13 protein-coding genes are annotated in these 17,467 nt (G+C 68.6%); 11 read left to right on the forward strand and 2 right to left on the reverse strand.

Annotation, left to right across the window (positions count from 1 at the left end; translation table 11 throughout):
- Positions 1-45 precede the first annotated feature (45 nt).
- The 3 genes from ACFPZI_RS25900 to ACFPZI_RS25910 all read left to right on the forward strand — a co-directional run bounded on the left by ACFPZI_RS25900 (position 46) and on the right by ACFPZI_RS25910 (position 2,210).
- The gene (locus ACFPZI_RS25900) at positions 46-468 is read left to right on the forward strand and encodes a hypothetical protein (RefSeq protein ID WP_381367476.1); all 423 of its coding nucleotides are present in this window, start codon (positions 46-48) and stop codon (positions 466-468) included.
- 126 nt (positions 469-594) lie between these two features.
- Positions 595-867 (forward strand): effector-associated domain 2-containing protein, encoded by a 273-nt coding sequence (locus ACFPZI_RS25905; protein ID WP_381367478.1) that lies wholly within the window; start codon positions 595-597, stop codon positions 865-867.
- A gap of 254 nt (positions 868-1,121) precedes the next feature.
- A complete protein-coding gene (locus tag ACFPZI_RS25910; RefSeq protein ID WP_381367481.1) occupies positions 1,122-2,210 on the forward strand; it encodes a lytic polysaccharide monooxygenase in 1,089 nt (362 codons plus the stop codon).
- Positions 2,211-2,331: 121 nt separating this feature from the next.
- Here ACFPZI_RS25910 and ACFPZI_RS25915 read toward each other — a convergent pair whose 3' ends face one another.
- Positions 2,332-6,138, reverse strand: coding sequence for a GH92 family glycosyl hydrolase (locus ACFPZI_RS25915; protein ID WP_381367484.1), 3,807 nt, complete (start codon positions 6,136-6,138; stop codon positions 2,332-2,334).
- Positions 6,139-6,422: 284 nt separating this feature from the next.
- On the reverse strand, positions 6,423-6,560 hold the full coding sequence (locus tag ACFPZI_RS25920; RefSeq protein WP_381367486.1) for a hypothetical protein: 138 nt from the start codon (positions 6,558-6,560) through the stop codon (positions 6,423-6,425).
- 33 nt (positions 6,561-6,593) lie between these two features.
- On the opposite strand from ACFPZI_RS25920, the gene ngcE reads away from it, so the two are divergent.
- The 8 genes from ngcE to dxs all read left to right on the forward strand — a co-directional run bounded on the left by ngcE (position 6,594) and on the right by dxs (position 17,230).
- Positions 6,594-8,084, forward strand: coding sequence for an N-acetylglucosamine/diacetylchitobiose ABC transporter substrate-binding protein (ngcE, locus tag ACFPZI_RS25925; RefSeq protein ID WP_381367488.1), 1,491 nt, complete (start codon positions 6,594-6,596; stop codon positions 8,082-8,084).
- A 104-nt stretch (positions 8,085-8,188) separates the two neighbouring features.
- A complete protein-coding gene (locus ACFPZI_RS25930; protein ID WP_381367491.1) occupies positions 8,189-9,115 on the forward strand; it encodes a carbohydrate ABC transporter permease in 927 nt (308 codons plus the stop codon).
- A gap of 3 nt (positions 9,116-9,118) precedes the next feature.
- Positions 9,119-10,051, forward strand: a complete 933-nt coding sequence (locus tag ACFPZI_RS25935) for a carbohydrate ABC transporter permease (RefSeq protein ID WP_381367494.1) — start codon at positions 9,119-9,121, stop codon at positions 10,049-10,051.
- Between the two features lie 230 nt (positions 10,052-10,281).
- The gene (locus tag ACFPZI_RS25940) at positions 10,282-11,493 is read left to right on the forward strand and encodes an ROK family transcriptional regulator (RefSeq protein ID WP_381367496.1); all 1,212 of its coding nucleotides are present in this window, start codon (positions 10,282-10,284) and stop codon (positions 11,491-11,493) included.
- Positions 11,494-11,626: 133 nt separating this feature from the next.
- Positions 11,627-12,733 carry an ABC transporter substrate-binding protein gene (locus ACFPZI_RS25945; protein ID WP_381368075.1) on the forward strand — a complete coding sequence of 369 codons (1,107 nt, stop codon included), beginning with the start codon at positions 11,627-11,629 and terminating at the stop codon, positions 12,731-12,733.
- A 191-nt stretch (positions 12,734-12,924) separates the two neighbouring features.
- Positions 12,925-13,716 (forward strand): ATP-binding cassette domain-containing protein, encoded by a 792-nt coding sequence (locus tag ACFPZI_RS25950; RefSeq protein WP_381367499.1) that lies wholly within the window; start codon positions 12,925-12,927, stop codon positions 13,714-13,716.
- On the forward strand, positions 13,713-15,002 hold the full coding sequence (locus ACFPZI_RS25955; protein ID WP_381367502.1) for a sugar ABC transporter permease: 1,290 nt from the start codon (positions 13,713-13,715) through the stop codon (positions 15,000-15,002). Before ACFPZI_RS25950 ends, ACFPZI_RS25955 begins: the two co-directional genes overlap by 4 nt.
- A gap of 305 nt (positions 15,003-15,307) precedes the next feature.
- Positions 15,308-17,230 carry a 1-deoxy-D-xylulose-5-phosphate synthase gene (gene dxs, locus ACFPZI_RS25960; RefSeq protein WP_381367504.1) on the forward strand — a complete coding sequence of 641 codons (1,923 nt, stop codon included), beginning with the start codon at positions 15,308-15,310 and terminating at the stop codon, positions 17,228-17,230.
- The last annotated feature ends 237 nt before the right edge of the window (positions 17,231-17,467 follow it).

Below are 17,467 nucleotides of genomic sequence, written 5' to 3' on the forward strand. Positions count from 1 at the left end.
CATCACCAGGCGACGGGGGTGGCGGTGAGCCGCGGCAGTGAGCGCATGCAACTCGTACTGACCGGAGGTCCGGACAGTGACCGGGAAGAGCTCGACGAACTGACCCGGCACCTGCGCGAGCGCCTGCTCGAGCTGGACGTCGACCGGGTCGAGCTGGACCGTTCCGGCCATCTCCCCGCCGGTGCCAAACCGGTGGACGCGATCGCCGTCGGCGCCCTCGCGGTGACCCTGGCCCCCATCGCGCTCCGATCGGTGCTGGGCCTCGTCCAGACCTGGATCGAGAACCGGCCGGTGCGCACCGTCAGCATCGCGCTGGGCGACGAAAGCCTGGAGCTGGAGGCCGTCTCCGCCGCCGACCAACAGCGCCTCATCGAGGCCTTCCTGGCCGCCCGCACCGCGACCGGCGAGGACGGCGGCCGGGACGCGGACGACAGCCCCGGCGCTCCCGATGCCGGGCCGGAGGGCTGAGGGGGCGACCGTGTCCACAGGCCGCTTCGCCCTGCTCGTCGCCACCGGCCGCTACGACAACCATGCGCTGGGACAGCTCCGTTCACCCGTCCGGGACGCGCACGGCCTGCGCGCCGTTCCCGGAAGGTGACGCTGTTCCTGCGCCTCACCGGAGAGTTGAGCACGTTGTCGTGCATGGCGGACCCACAGGGCCGGGCGCAGTTCGCGTCCGTCCTGGGGGAGCAACTGGACCGCCCGGTCGACCTGCGCGGGACCCGGCTCCGCGAGGACGTGGTGGTGATGGTCCGGGCGGCGCTGAACGCCCCGTACGGGGACCGCGGGTTGGCGAGCGTGGTCAGGCTCCTCGAAGGAGCGCAGGCGGCCGCCACCGTCGAAAGGATCCTCGACGAGCCGTCCTGAACGGCGCGTAACCGACGCTGGAGCCGCCCCCGTTGCGCCACCCGTTTACAAGCGGAGCCTCCGGCGCTACCTTCCCCGTACGAGTGAGATGGGAGCGCTCCCATCCTTCGTCGGACCGGAACCCGCCGCAGGGATGCTCCTGTCTCGCTCGGCCCCACGCGTGCAGCGCACGCGCATGCACACGCACCCATGTGCACGACCCGTGACCCGTAGCACCCGCAGCGACGGACAGGTGTGTCATGATCCCGACAGTAATGAGAACAAGGGCGAGGGGCGGCACCGCTCCCCGGCCCACGCTCCCCACCCGCACCAGAGCCCTCTTCCTGGTCCTCGTCTCCCTGCTCGCCACCATCCCGGCCGTCGGCCTGGTCATGACCGCGGGCGGCGAGGCGGAGGCGCACGGGACGCCGATGAAGCCCGCCAGCCGGACCTTCCTGTGCTGGCAGGACGGACTGACCGCCACCGGTGAGATCAAGCCGGTCAACCCGGCGTGCAAGGCCGCCGCACAGGTCAGCGGCACCACGCCGTTCTACAACTGGTTCTCCGTGCTGCGCTCCGACGGCGCAGGCCGCACCCGCGGTTTCGTGCCGGACGGGCAGCTGTGCAGCGGCGGCAACACCAGCTTCACCGGCTTCAACCAGCCGCGTAACGACTGGCCGCTCACCCACCTCACCTCGGGTGCGACCGTCGACTTCTCCTACAACGCCTGGGCCGCGCACCCGGGTTGGTTCTACGTGTACATCACCAAGGATGGCTTCGACCCGACCCGGGCCCTCACCTGGAACGACATGGAGGAGCGGCCGTTCCTCTCCGTCGACCACCCGCCGCTCAAGGGGTCCCCGGGCACCGTCGACGCCAACTACTCCTGGACCGGGCAGCTTCCGGCGGGCAAGTCGGGCCGCCACATCGTCTACATGGTCTGGCAGCGTTCGGACAGCGCGGAGACCTTCTACTCCTGCTCCGACGTCGTCTTCGACGGCGGCAACGGCGAGGTGACCGGCATCAAGGAGCCCGGCAACCCCCCGACCGAGCCCGTTCCCGGCCGGTGCACCGCCACCCGCAGCACGACGGGCAGCTGGAACGGCGGCTACCAGTCCCAGGTGACCGTCACCAACAGCGGTGACGTCCCCATGCTCGGCTGGATGGTCGACTGGACCCTCCCGGCCGGCCAGCGGGTCGACAGCCTGTGGAGCGGCAACGCCACCTACCAGGGCCAGGCCGTCATGGTCCACAACGCCGACTACAACGGCGCGCTGAATCCGGGACAGAGTGCCACCTTCGGCTATGTCGTCTCCGGCTCCGGCGGTGACAGCACGACGAGCCTGCCCTGCCGGGTCGGCTGAACGGCTGAACCCGCGCCGCGCGCGGCGGTGACACGACGTTCAGGTGACACGACGTGCCGGTGACACGACGAAGCGGGTCCGGGCCACCACGGCCCGGACCCGCTTGCGACGCGCGGCCGGCTCAGCTCAGCAGTTCCACCTCCGTCAGCGTCGCCTCACCACTGAGGACCAGCCGGTAGTGGCCGTACTTCCCCGGCCTGTCCACCGAGAAGGCCCGCGTCTGCCGGTCCCAGCGGAAGGCGTCCGGGTCGTCCGCCCGCTTGTCCCGCTTGTCGAGGGTCTTCCACGTCGTGCCGTCGGACGACCCCTGCAGGACCCATCCCGTGGGCGCCTTGGTGTGGTCCGCGGACGTCAGCGTGTACTGCACCGCCTTCGTCCCGCCGGTCACCGGCAGGTCGACCGTGGACACCGTGGCACCGGTCGCCGAGGAGTTGTCGAACAGGGCGCCCTCGCTCTTCAGCACGTCCTCGCGGGGCGTGGGCACCGTGTCGTCCTGGGTGATCGACGCGGGTGCCGCCTTCTTGCCGGTGCCCCACGACGACGGCCGCGAGCCCATGTCGAACTCCAGGACCCCGCCCTTGGCGAGCACCGAGTGCGGCAGCGAGGTCTTGTCCCAGCTCCGGCCGTTGACCTTCAGGCCCTGCACGTACACGTTCTTCGCGCTGTTCTTCGGCGCCTTGACGACCAGCTCGCGGCCGTTCTCCAGGTGCACGGTCACCTTCTTGAACAGCGGGGAGCCGATGGCGTACTCGCCGCTGCCCATCACCAGCGGGTAGAAGCCGAGCGAGGAGAACAGGTACCAGGCCGACTGCTCGCCGTTGTCCTCGTCCCCGTGGTAGCCCTGCCCGATCTCGCTGCCGGTGTAGAGCCGCGACAGCACCTCACGGACGTTCTTCTGGGTCTTCCAGGGCTGTCCGGCCGCGTCGTACATGTACAGGGCGTGGTGGGCCACCTGGTTGGAGTGCCCGTACATACCCATCCGGACGTCCCGCGCCTCGGTCATCTCGTGGATGACCCCGCCGTAGGAGCCGACGAACTCGGCGGAGGCCGTCTCCGGGGTGGCGAGGTACTCGTCGAGCTTGTCCGCGAGACCGTCGCGCCCGCCGTACAGGTTGGCCAGGCCCCGGCTGTCCTGCGGGGCGGTGAAGGCGTAGCCCCAGCCGTTCGTCTCGGTGTAGTCGTAGCCCCACACCCGCGGGTCGTACGTCGAGGACTCGACGCGCCAGTCGCCCTTCGTGCTCTTCCCCTGGAAGAACCCGGCCTTGGAGTCGAACAGGTTGACGTACTCCTGGGCCCGGTCGAGGAAGTAGGCGGACTCCTCCTGGTAGCGCCTGTCGCCGGTCTTCTTGTGGAGGGCCTTGCCCATCTGGGCGATGCCGTAGTCGTTGAGGTAGCCCTCCAGGGCCCACGACAGGCCCTCGTGCGTCTCGGCGCCGGTGTAGCCGAGGAAGGGCGAGGTCGCCATGCCCTTGCGGCCGACGCCCGACGACGGGGGCACGACGGTGGCGTTCTTCACCGCCGCGTCGTACGCCGCCTCCGCGTCGAAGTCCACGCCCTTGACGTACGCGTCGGCGAACGCGACGTCCGAGGAGGTGCCGGTCATCAGGTCGGCGTAGCCGGGGGAGGACCAGCGGGAGGTCCAGCCGCCGTCCTTGTAGTGCTGCACGAACCCGTCGACCAGCTCACCCGCCTTGGAGGGGGTCAGGAAGGAGTACGCCGGCCAGGTGGTCCGGTAGGTGTCCCAGAAACCGTTGTTGACGTACACCTTGCCGTCGACGATCTTGGCGCCGGTGTGCGTCGGAGTGTCGGGCCCGGGCATCTTCGAGAACGGGGAGGCGTACTTGTACGTGCCGCCGACCTTCTCGAAGCCCGAGTTCGGGTACAGGTACAGCCGGTAGAGGCTCGAGTAGAGCGTGGTCAGCTGGTCCGGCGTGGCACCCTCGACCTCGACCTTGCCGAGCAGCTTGTCCCACTGCCGCTGGGCGCTCTGCTCGACCGACTCGAAGGACCGGCCCGCGGGGATCTCCTGGCGCAGGTTGTCCTTCGCCTGGTCGAGGCTGATCAGCGAGGTGGCCAGGCGCAGGGTGACCGTCCGGTCCTTGCCCGCGTCGAACCGCAGATGGCCCTTGACGCCCGCGGTGGAGCCGCCCGTCACCGGCTTGTCGAACGCGCCGTACACGAACAGCCGGGTGGCGCCCGTGGACAGCCCGGACTTCACGTCCGAGTAGCCGGTGAAGGTGCCGTTCTCCTCGTCGAGAGTCAGGCCGGCCTGGTCGGTGACGTTGTCGAACAGGACACTCGCGTCGTCACCCGGGTAGGTGAAGCGCATGACCGCCGCGTGGTCCGTCGGCGCGATCTCCGCCTTCTGGCCGTTCTCGAACCGCACCCCGTAGTAGTACGGCCGCGCGGTCTCGTTCTCGTGCCGGAAGGCCAGCTCCCGTTCATCACGGCCCAGTTGCGGGGTGCCGGAGGCGGCGGACGGCAGCACCTGGAAGGTCTGCCGCTCACCCATCCAGGGGCTCGGCTCATGGCTCGCGCTGAACGCCTGGATCGTCGGCAGGTTGTCCGCGTTGTTGCCGCGCGCGTAGTCGTACAGCCAGCTCAGGGAACCGGCGTTGGTCACCGGCGTCCAGAAGTTGAAGCCGTGCGGCACGGCGGTCGCCGGGAAGTTGTTGCCGCGCGAGAAACCGCCGCTGGAGTTGGTGCCCCGGGTCGTCACCGCGTGGTCGGACAGATGGGCCTTCGGCCGCTCGGGCTTCACCTGCTTCAGCGACACGTCGTCCAGCCAGCCCCGGAACTTCGCCGGGCCCTTGGCGGAGTCGTACGCGACCAGGATCCGGTCGACGGTCTTGCCCGCCGCGACCGAGCCGATCCCCGACGCGACGCTGTTCCACTGGTTGACGTACAGCACCTTGGCGTCGCCCTGCCCGCGCGGGGTCAGCGGGAAGCCGTGCTGGTCGGTGGCGCGCAGGTCGCTCAGGTAGGTGCCGTCGGTGAAGGCCAGGTCGACGGAGACGTTCGTGGCGTCGTAGTCGAGGTCGCCGTCCGCCATCGACGGGAAGATCTTGTACGACAGCTCCGTACGGCGGTCGACCTTCACATTGACGTCGAAGACCTTGTTGTACGAGTAGGCCCGCTTCTCGGCCGTGTGCCGACCGGCGTAACGGAGTGCACGCTTTCCGGTGAACCCGGCGCCCGACTTCGCCGTCGGGGAGCCGCTCGGGCCGCGGTCGACCAGCGAGAGCATGTCCTGCGGGATGGGCTTCTCGGTGTCGCCGGTGGAGAACTGGACGTCGGCGAGCTGGAGCGCGTCCGCCCCGCCGTTCTTCGTGATCTCCAGCCGGAAGTGCCGGTACCCGGCGACGGCCGACGCGTCCAGGTCGTAGCCCTTGGTCTGGAACCGCTCCGCGAACGTCTCGCCCGAACGGGTGTCGAGGGTCGTCCAGTTCTCCCCGTCGGCCGAACCCTTCAGGGTCCAGTCCCGTGGGTCGCGCGGGGCGAAGTCGTTGGCCGAGGTGAGCGCGTACCGGACCACCTCGACCGGTGCGTCCAGGTCGAACTCGGCCCAGCCGGTGGACGTGAAGGCCAGCCACTTGCTGCTGGGCTCGCCGTCGACGAGGTTCTCCTTCACCTCCCCGGCACCCGCGTTCTCCGAGCTGGCGCGCACGTCCGTGACATGGTCGGTGACATTGCCCGGTATGCCGCTGCTGTAGCCGCCGTCGACGCCCGAGGCGCGCTTCTTGCCGCCCCGTGGGGTGTCGACGGTGTTCAGCCAGTCGGGGGCCGGCTCCCCGGCCTCGAACGACGAAGCGAACTCCCGGTCCGCCTTCGCGGGTGCCCCGGGCAGTGCGACCGCGACGCCCGGGGAGGCCGCCGCCACGGCAAAGGCGGTCGTCGCGACGACCGCCGGGCCCCATCTGTGCCGCATTCTGTGCCGAACTCCGTGCTGCATGCGCGAGCACCCTCCCTGGCTTGGACAACGTTGTCAGAATTGCTGCGCAAGCACCAGTAGTGGGTCAAGTGATGAGCGGTGTCAAGGGTGTTGAATGCGGCATTCGGGCCCGGAGGCAATGATTCTTCCGTAGTGGAACGCGACAACCGCTCATATTTCCGCCAGGTCTCAACTCGGAAAAGACCACCGGCGAACCTTGTGTTCGATCTTGCTCCGTCGGCGGAAAGTGGACTATACCTGTCGGGCACTCCGGGGCTTCTTCACCGCTCCCGAACGGCAAGCGCCGCCACGTCCCGTACCACTGGTGCCGCCGGCACCAGCCGCACTTCCTGCACTTCCTGCACTTCCTGCACGACCCAGCGTGACCCGAACGCGGTGCCGGGAAGGATCCGGTTCACCGCCTGAGTCCTGGAGAAGGCGAGGACTTGAGCATGGGATCCAACTCCGCCGAGTACGACGGCACCCGCGAGCACAGCACCCGCGACCGAACCGGCCACGGCGCCACGGGAGTGGGCCGCCGCGACCTGATCAAGCGGTCCGCGGCGCTCGGCCTGATCTCCGTCCCCACGATGGGCTTCCTGTCCGCATGTGCCAGCGGCGGCGGGAACGATCAGGAGAAGGCCGAGGAGGGCAAGAAGACCGCGAAGAACCCGCTCGGCGTCAATGACACCGCGAAGCTGGAATTCGTCCTGTTCGACGGCGGTTTCGGCAAGGAGTACGCCGAGGACGCGGTCAAGGTGTACCAAAAAGCCTTCCCCGGGACGAAGGTGGAATTCTCCGCCACCCAGAAGATCCAGTCCACCCTGCAGCCGCGCTTCAACCAGGGCACCCCGCCCGACCTCATCGACAACTCCGGCGCCGAACAGATGGACATGGGCACCCTGGTCGGCAAGAAGCAGCTCACCGACCTCACCCCGCTGCTGGACGCCCCCTCCTACGACGACCCGGGCACCAAGGTCCGCGACACGCTGCGGCCCGGCATCGTCGAGATGGGCCAGTTCGACGGCGAGCAGGTGTGGATCCTCTACTACGCCTACACGGTCTACGGCGTCTGGTACTCCCAGAAGGCGCTGGACTCGCTCGACGAGCAGTACCCCGAGACCTGGGACCAGATGCTCGCGGTCTGCGCGAAGGCCAAGAAGAAGGGCATGGCCGGCTGGACCTACGCCGGCAAGTACCCGTACTACCTCCCCTTCTCGCTGTACCCGATGATCGGCAAGGTCGGCGGGCGCGAGGTGCTCGACGCCATCGACAACCTGGAGCCGAACGCCTGGAAGCACCCTGCCGTCAAGGCGTGCTTCGAGGCCTACTACGAGCTCCAGCAGAAGGGCTACGTCCTCAAGGGCACCCCAGGCCTGGACCACATCCAGTCCCAGACCGCCTGGGCCAAGGGCGACGCGCTGTTCATCCCGAACGGCTCCTGGGTGGAGAACGAGTCGGCGAACGTCATGCCCGACGACTTCGGCCTCGCCGTCTCCGCGCCCACCGGTCTGGACTCCTCCGACAAGCTGCCCTTCGGCACCCTCTGGGCCTCCGGCGGCGAACCCTTCGTCGTTCCCGCCAAGGCGGCGAACACCGCCGGCGGCATGGAGCAGCTGCGCATCATGCTGAGCGAGGCGTCCTCGAAGAACTTCACCGGCAAGGTGAAGTCACTGACCGCGTACAACGGCGGCACCGACGGCATCGAACTGACCCCGGGCCTGAAGTCCGGTGTCGCAGCGCTGGACGTGGCCGGGGAGAACGTGGTGAACCCGCGCCTCCAGGACTGGTACGTGCAGCTCCAGAAGGAGAAGATCGGCGTCTCCGGCCTCGGCGAGATGATGGCCGGCCGCGCGACCCCGGCCGAGACCGTCAAGAAGATCCAGGCCTTCGCGGACGAGGCGGCCAAGGACTCGTCGATCAAGCACTACAAGCACCAGTGAGCGGTCAATGAGCAATCAGTGAGCTTCCGTCACCAGGGCCTGTCCGGCGCACCGTTGCCGGGCAGGCCCCGACGGCCGCCCGCGCGCAGATCGGGGTCGTAGCAATGCAGCACGGCAAGTACCGGTTCATCGTGGGGTTCCTGGCGGTTCCCCTGGGGCTGTACGCGCTCTTCGTCGTCTGGCCGTTCGTCCAGTCGATCTACTACTCGTTCACGGACTGGACCGGTCTGAGCCCCGACTTCGAGATGGTCGGGTTCGCCAACTACGCACGCATGCTGGACGACGACATCTTCTGGAAGTCGTTGCAGCACAGCCTGCTGTTCGCCCTGCTGGTACCGGTGGTGACGATCGGGCTGGCGCTGTTCCTCTCCTTCATGATCAATGTGGGCGGCCGGCGGCGCCGCGGCGGACCGGTGATCTCGGGGGTCCGGGGCTCCGCCTTCTACAAGATCGTCTACTTCTTCCCGCAGGTGCTCTCGATCGCGATCGTCGCCCTGCTGTTCGCGTTCGCGTACAACCCCGACAGCGGTGCGATCAACTCGTTCCTGCGGACGGTCGGGCTCGACGGCGTCCAGCCGCTCTGGCTGGGCGATCCGAACCTCGCCCTGTGGGCCGTCATGGCGGTGATCGTCTGGTCCACGGTGGGTTTCTTCGTGGTCCTCTTCTCCGCCGGTATGGCGTCCATCCCGATGGACCTCTACGAGGCGGCGCTGCTGGACGGTGCCGGCCGGTTCACGACCTTCTTCCGTATCACCCTGCCGCTGCTCTGGGACACCGTGCAGTCCGGCTGGGTCTACATGGGCATCCTCGCCCTGGGCGCCGAATCGTTCGCGGTCGTACACATCATGACGACCGGTCCCGGCGGCCCCGACTACTCGACCACCGTCATGGTCCTGTACGTGTACCAGAAGGCGTTCCGCGACGGACAGGCCGCCTACGCCACCACCATCGGTGTCGCCCTCCTCCTCGTCACGCTGGCGTTCGCCGCCGTCGTGATGAAGCTGGGGCGGCGCGAGCGGCTGGAGTACTGATCGATGAAGACCACCGAGCCCCCCGCTCCCGTACCGGCCGAGTCCGGTGTCACCCTCACCAAGGACGGTCCGCCGCCCGGCGCGCCCGCCAAAGAGCCCAAGGCGAAGCGGGAGGGCGGCGTCCTCAACGTCTTCTCGCACGGAATCCTGGTGATCTGGGCGATCATGGTGGCCCTGCCGCTGCTGTGGGCGGTGATGACGTCCTTCAAGGACGACGCCTCCATCTTCGGCTCGCCCTGGTCGCTGCCGGACGAGCTCCACTTCGAGAACTGGTCACGGGCCTGGACCCAGGCCCATATGAGCGACTACTTCCTCAACACCATCCTGGTGGTGGGCGGCTCGCTCATCGGCACCCTGGTGCTGGGTTCGATGGCCGCCTATGTGCTGGCCCGCTTCGAGTTCCCGGGCAACCGGTTCATCTACTACCTGTTCGTCGGCGGCATGAGCTTCCCGATCATGCTCGCGCTGGTCCCGCTGTTCTACGTCGTCAACAACATGGGCCTGCTGAACACGATCCACGGGCTGATCCTGGTCTACATCGCGTACTCGCTGCCCTTCACGGTGTTCTTCCTGACCGCGTTCTTCCGGACCCTGCCCAGCAGCGTGGCGGAGGCCGCGTGCGTGGACGGCGCCTCGCACAGCAGGACGTTCTTCCAGATCATGCTCCCGATGGCCAAACCGGGCCTGATCAGCGTGGGGATCTTCAACTTCCTGGGCCAGTGGAACCAGTACATGCTGCCCACCGTGCTCAACACCGACGAGGACAAGCACGTACTCACCCAGGGCCTGGTGCAGCTGGCCGTCAGCCAAGGCTACAAGGGGGACTGGTCCGGCCTCTTCGCCGGCCTCGTGATGGCGATGCTCCCCGTGCTCGCCGCGTACATCGTCTTCCAGCGCCAGGTCGTGCAGGGCCTCACCGCGGGCGCCCTGAAGTAGCTTCCGGCCCTTCTCCGGGCGGCCGTCCCCGGACCCTCTGAAGTCACCCTCCGGATTGCCTCGCGCACCCGCAGCTCCCGCCCCAGGGAGCGGAGGGTGCAGCTGTGTCCAAGGACCCCGAAACGGTTCAACCTCTTGACGGGAGGCAACCGGAACAGCTCATCTTAGAGTTCACTAGTTGGACACGGAACGGGGTCTCACCGAAGCGGCCCCGCGCGCAGGAGGTCGTCGTGGAGACTCCGGGGTCGCAGTCGTCGCTGCACCGAGCCAATCTTGAGCGGGTCGTTCGAGCAGTACGTCTGGCGGGCTCTCTCACCCAGGCCGAGATCGCGAGGACCACGGGCCTGTCCGCGGCGACGGTGTCCAATATCGTCCGGGAGTTGAAGGGGAGCGGGACCGTCGAGGTCACGCCCACCTCCTCGGGCGGCCGCCGGGCCCGCAGCGTATCGCTCAGCGGGGACGCCGGGATCGTCGTGGGAGTGGACTTCGGGCACACCCATCTGCGGGTCGCGGTCGGGAACCTGGCCCACCAGGTGCTCGCCGAGGAGTCCGAGCCGCTGGACGTGGACGCCTCCGCGGCCCAGGGCTTCGACCGGGCGGAACAACTGGTCAACCGGCTGATCGAGGCTACCGGCGTGGACCGGGCCAAGGTCGCCGGGGTCGGCCTCGGCGTGCCCGGACCCATCGACGTGGAGTCCGGCACCCTGGGCTCGACCGCGATCCTGCCCGGCTGGACCGGCACCAAGCCCGCCGAGGAGCTGCGGGGGCGGCTCGGCGTGCCCGTGCACGTGGACAACGACGCGAACCTGGGCGCCCTCGGCGAGATGGTGTGGGGCAGCGGCCGGGGCGTGCGCGACCTGGCGTACATCAAGGTCGCCAGCGGTGTCGGCGCCGGTCTGGTGATCAGCGGGAAGATCTACCGCGGGCCGGGCGGTACCGCGGGGGAGATCGGGCACATCACGCTCGACGAGTCCGGCCCCGTCTGCCGCTGCGGCAACCGTGGCTGCCTGGAGACCTTCACGGCGGCCCGCTATGTGCTGCCCCTGCTCCAGCCCAGCCACGGCACGGATCTGACGATGGAAGACGTCGTACGGCTGGCGCGCGACGGCGATCCGGGCTGCCGTAGGGTGATCGCCGACGTAGGCCGTCACATCGGCAGTGGAGTCGCCAATCTCTGTAACTTGTTGAACCCGAGCCGGGTGGTCCTCGGCGGTGATCTCGCCGAGGCCGGTGAGCTGGTCCTCGGGCCCATAAGGGAGTCCGTGGGCCGTTACGCGATCCCCAGCGCCGCACGCCAGCTGTCCGTGCTCCCCGGGGCACTTGGGGGCCGTGCGGAGGTACTCGGCGCGCTCGCCCTCGCGTTGAGCGAGATGGGCGATTCGACCCTGTTGGACGGCACGGCGAACGGCACCCTCGCCGCGGTCTCGCATGCCTTCACTTAGAGAACGGATGGCACCGTTGCCATCTCGTTAAGGATTTACTTCTTGACGTCGCACGTGTGGCCGAGTTGACTTCCAGCCACCTCGGCCGCAACGTCGCGGCCTCGTCAGGGAGGTTTCTGAAGTGAACACGCGTATGCGTCGTACCGCCGTTGCCGTTGCCGCTGGTGCACTGGCCGTCTCTCTCGCCGCCTGCGGCAGTGCCGCCGAGTCCGGTGACAAGAAGGACAGCGACTCGGGCGACTCCGCCGCCAAGGGCGACAACATCAAGATCGGTCTGCTCCTGCCGGAGAACCAGACCGCGCGGTACGAGAAGTTCGACAAGCCCTTGATCGAGAAGAAGGTCAAGGAGCTCACGAACAACAAGGGCGAGGTCGTCTACGCCAACGCCAAGCAGGACGCCAGCCTGCAGAGCCAGCAGGTCGACACGATGGTGACCAACAAGGTCGACGCGCTCATCGTGGGCGCGGTGGACTTCAAGGCCATCGCCGGCTCGGTGAAGAAGGCCAAGGAGGCCGGCATCCCGGTCGTGGCCTTCGACCGCCTGGCCGAGGGTCCGATCGACGCCTACACCTCGTTCGACAACGTGACCGTCGGCAAGACCCAGGGCGAGGCCCTCCTCGAGGCCCTGGGCGACAAGGCCAAGGGCGGCCAGATCGTCATGATGAACGGGGCCTCCACGGACCCGAACGCCGCCCAGTTCAAGGAGGGCGCGCACTCCGTCCTCGACGGCAAGGTGAAGGTCGGCCGCGAGTACGACACCAAGGAGTGGAAGCCGGAGAACGCCAACGCCAACATGGAGGGCGCCATCTCCGCTCTCGGCAAGGACAAGATCGTCGGCGTCTACTCCGCCAACGACGGCATGGCGGGCGGCATCATCACCGCCCTGAAGGCCGCCGGCATCGACGACATCCCGGTCACCGGCCAGGACGCCGAACTCGCGGGTGTGCAGCGCATCGTGACCGGTGAGCAGCACATGAGCGTCTACAAGTCGTACCCGCAGGAGGCGAACGTCGCCGCGGAGATGGCCGTCCTGCTCGCCCAGGGCAAGTCGCTGGACTCCATCGCCAAGGACACGGCCGACAGCGCCACCACCAAGGGCATCCCCTCGGTGCTCGTCCCGGTCGTGTCGCTGACTCAGGACAACATCAACGACACCGTGATCAAGGACGGCATCTACACCGTCGAGGAGATCTGCACGGCCAAGTACAAGGCCGCCTGCGACAAGATCGGTCTCAAGTAGACCGCTTCGCGGTCCGCAGTCACCGGTCCCCCGAGCTGAACGGGAGTCCGCACCGGGCTCCCGTAAGGGACCGACTGCCATGAGCTCCGCCGGCGCCCCGCACACACCAGCCCCGCAAGCTGCGCGGGGCGCCGGTCGGAACACCCCCCATACTTCTGCACAACCTCCCGCCGGGTCAGGCGGCGAAGGAGATGGTTCACGTGTCCGCTACGCCCGTGCTGGCGTTGCGCGGGGTCTCCAAGCGATTCGGTGCCGTCCAGGCGCTCACCGACGTAGAGCTTGAGGTCCGTGCCGGTGAAGTGGTCGCCCTGGTGGGCGACAACGGCGCCGGAAAGTCCACGCTGGTCAAGACGATCGCCGGCGTGCACCCCATCGATGAGGGCGTCATCGAGTGGGACGGCAAGGCCGTCCAGATCAACAGGCCGTACGACGCCCAGAACCTGGGCATCGCGACGGTCTACCAGGACCTCGCGCTGTGCGACAACATCGACGTCGTCGGCAACCTCTACCTGGGCCGGGAGATCCGCAAGCGCGGCGTCCTGGACGAGGTGGAGATGGAGCGCCGCTCCCTCGAGCTCCTCGACACCCTGTCGATCCGCATACCCAGCGTCCGCATCCCGATCGCCTCGCTCTCCGGCGGTCAGCGCCAGGTCGTGGCGATCGCCCGGTCCATGCTCGGCGAGCCCAAGCTGGTGATCCTTGACGAGCCCACCGCCGCCCTCGGCGTCGAGCAGACCGCACAGGTCCTCGACCTGGTCGAGCGGCTGCGCGAGCGCGGTCACGCGGTCATCCTCATCAGCCACAACATGGCCGACGTCAAGGCCGTGGCGGACAAGGTCGCCGTCCTGCGCCTCGGGCGCAACAACGGCATCTTCGAGGTCAAGTCGACCTCGCAGGAAGAGATCATCTCCGCCATCACCGGCGCCACGGAGAACGCCGTGACCCGTCGTGCGGCGCGCACCAATGGGGAGGCCGGCAAGTGAGCACCGAAAAGACCTCGAGGCCCGCGAACGGCACGGTCGAGAACACCGAGGCGGCCGCCGCGGCGGTCACCGCCGTCGACCCCCGGCTGCTGGTGCGCGAACAGGGCTTCGCCGGCTACCTCGGCGAGTTCAAGCGCAAGATGAAGGCCGGCGACCTCGGGTCCGTCCCCGTCGTCATCGGCCTGGTGATCATCTGGGCCATCTTCACCGGCCTGAACTCCAACTTCCTCACCGCCGGCAACTTCTCCGACATGTCCGTCGCCATGGTCGGCACCGGCATGATCGCCGTCGGCGTCGTCTTCGTGTTGCTGCTCGGCGAGATCGACCTGTCGGTCGGCTCGGTCAGCGGTGTCGCGGGCGCGGCCTTCGCGGTCATGAACGTCACGCACGGGATGAACGAGCTGCTGGCCCTGGTGCTGGCCATCCTCACCGGCACGGTCGCCGGCATCATCCACGGCTTCGTCTTCGCCCGCATCGGCGTCCCCGCCTTCGCCGTGACCCTGGCCGGCCTGCTGTTCTGGCAGGGCTTCATGCTGCAGATCCTGGGCAGCAACGGCACCATCAACCTGGACAGCGAAGGCATCGTCGGGAAGTTCACCAGCTACTACTTCACCGATGTCGCGGCCGCCTACGGCCTCGCCGTCGTGGCCGTCGTCGCGTACTTCCTCACCTCGTTCCTGGGCAACCGCCGCCGCGAGGCGGCCGGGATCCCCTCGCGCCCGCTGAACGACATCATCGTGCGCACCGTGCTGCTGGCCGTCGTCGCCTTCGTGGTGGCGCTCGTCTACAACCAGCACAAGGGCCTGCCGCTCGCTGTGGTGATCTTCCTCGCGGTGCTGGTGCTCACCGACTTCCTGCTCCGCCGCACCGCCTACGGCCGCAAGGTCTTCGCGCTCGGCGGCAGCGTCGAGGCGTCCCGCCGTGCCGGTATCAACGTGGAGATGGTCCGGATCTCGGTCTTCGCGATCGCCGGCACCTTCGCCGCGATCGGCGGCCTCTTCGTCGCCTCGAAGATCGCCTCCGCCAACCAGGGCGCGGGCACCGGTGAGTTCCTGATGAACGTCATCGCCGCGGCCGTGATCGGCGGTACGTCCCTCTTCGGTGGCCGTGGCCGCACCTGGAATGCGCTCCTCGGTGTCCTGGTGATCGTCTCGATCCAGTACGGCCTCGCCCTCGAGGGCATCGCCTCGCCGGTCCAGTACATGATCACCGGTGGTGTCCTGCTGGCGACCGTCGTCATCGACGCCATCACCCGCAAGACCCAGAAGACCGCGGGCCGCGCCTAGCACCACCCCCTCGCGGCACCGTCCGCGAAACTCTGTGCCCGGTACCCGCGCGGTACCGGGCACAGCCGTGTCGTAGGGCCTGTCCGACACATCCCCGCCTGCTCAGCGGCGTCCGGCACGCACGCTGAGCCCGCCCTCCGGACGGACGACGGGCCTGTGCCGGACAGGCCCCGGCCCGGTCCGATCATGGGTAAGGCCGATGGCGTGACATACGACGCACCGCCCGGACGCAGGGCGCCGGACCGGAACATTAGACTCGTCGAGCCCGGCAACAGCTCGATCAGCTCTACTGCAAGGAGGCACGGGTGCCGCTGCTGACCCGTATCAGGGGACCGCGTGATCTGGACCGGCTCACCCTGGAGGAGCTGGACCGGCTGGCCGAGGAGATCCGGACCTTCCTCGTCGAGGCGGTCTCCAAGACCGGTGGCCACCTCGGCCCCAACCTGGGCGTGGTGGAACTCACCCTCGCCCTGCACCGCGTCTTCGAATCCCCCAAGGACAAGGTGCTCTGGGACACCGGACACCAGTCCTACGTGCACAAACTGCTGACCGGCCGGCAGGACTTCTCCAAACTGAAGATGAAGGGCGGCCTCTCCGGCTACCCCTCGCAGGCCGAGTCCGAGCACGATGTCATCGAGAACAGCCACGCCTCCACCGTCCTCGGCTGGGCCGACGGCCTCGCCAAGGCCAACCAGCTCAGGAAGACCGGCGACCACGTCGTCGCCGTCATCGGTGACGGCGCCCTCACCGGCGGTATGGCCTGGGAGGCGCTGAACAACATCGCCGACGCCAGGGACCGCCCGCTCGTCATCGTCGTCAACGACAACGAGCGCTCCTACGCGCCCACCATCGGCGGCCTCGCCAGCCATCTCGCGACCCTGCGCACCACCGACGGCTACGAGCGCTTCCTGGCCCGCACCAAGGAGCTCCTGGAGCGCACCCCGGTCGTCGGCCGGCCGCTCTACGACACCCTGCACGGCGCCAAGAAGGGCCTGAAGGATTTCATCGCCCCGCAGGGCATGTTCGAGGACCTGGGCCTGAAGTACGTCGGCCCCATCGACGGCCACGACATCGAGGCCCTGGAGTCCGCCCTCACCCGTGCCAAGGGCTTCGGCGGCCCCGTGATCGTGCACTGCCTCACCGAGAAGGGCCGCGGCTACCAGCCCGCCCTGGCGGACGAGGCCGACCGCTTCCACGCCGTCGGCAAGATCCACCCCGACACGGGCCTGCCGATCGCCTCCTCCGGCGCCGACTGGACGTCCGTCTTCGGCGAGGAGATGCTCAGGATCGGCGAGGAGCGCGAGGACGTCGTCGCCATCACCGCGGCCATGCTCCAGCCCGTCGGCCTCGACCGGTTCGCCAAGCGGTTCCCCGACCGGGTCTACGACGTCGGCATCGCCGAGCAGCACGGCGCCGTCTCCGCGGCGGGCCTGGCCCACGGCGGGGTCCACCCCGTCTTCGCCGTGTACGCCACCTTCCTCAACCGCGCCTTCGACCAGGTGCTGATGGACGTGGCCCTGCACAAGTGCGGCGTCACCTTCGTCCTGGACCGGGCCGGCATCACCGGCACCGACGGTGCCTCCCACAACGGCATGTGGGACATGTCGATCCTCCAGGTCGTCCCCGGACTGCGGCTGGCCGCCCCGCGCGACGCCGACCAGGTCCGCGCCCAGCTCCGCGAGGCCGTGCAGGTCACCGACGCGCCGACCGTGGTCCGCTTCTCCAAGGGCGCCGTCGGGCCCGCCGTACCGGCCGTGGGCCGCGTGGGCGGCATGGACGTCCTGCGCGAGCCCGGCACCGACACCCCGGACGTGCTGCTGGTCTCCGTGGGCGCCCTCGCGCCGATGTGCCTGGAGATCGCCGCCCTGCTCGACCGGCAGGGCATCTCCACCACCGTCGTCGACCCGCGCTGGGTCAAGCCCGTCGACGAGGCCATGGCCCCGCTCGCCGAGAAGCACCGCGTCGTCGTCACCGTCGAGGACAACTCCCGCGTCGGCGGGGTCGGCTCGACGATCGCGCAGGCCCTGCGCGACGCGGGCGTCGACGTGCCGCTGCGCGACTTCGGCATTCCGCCGCGCTTCCTCGACCACGCCTCGCGCGCCGAGGTGATGGCGGAGATCGGCCTCACCGCCCCCGACATCGCCCGCCAGGTCACCGGCCTGGTCTCGAAGTTGGACGGCGGATACGCGCGCTCCGCCGCCGACTCGGTGGAACCGGTCCGCGACTGAACCGACACCTCCCGCCGATACGCCCGAACGGGTCGCCCGTACCACTGTGAAGAGTGGTACGGGCGACCCGTTCGCGTGAGGGCGCCCGCGCCGGGGCACACGGTCTAGGGTCTTCCGTTTGGATCATGACGGATCAGCAAGCGGACTGCGGTGCCAGGGCCCGCGAGCCCGGCATGATCCGAACGGCAGGCCCTGGCCCCCTCTCGACCATGTCGAGGACGACACAGCGTGGGAGGT

The organism is Streptomyces chlorus, from assembly GCF_042655885.1.
In the GTDB taxonomy this organism is placed as follows: domain Bacteria; phylum Actinomycetota; class Actinomycetes; order Streptomycetales; family Streptomycetaceae; genus Streptomyces; species Streptomyces chlorus.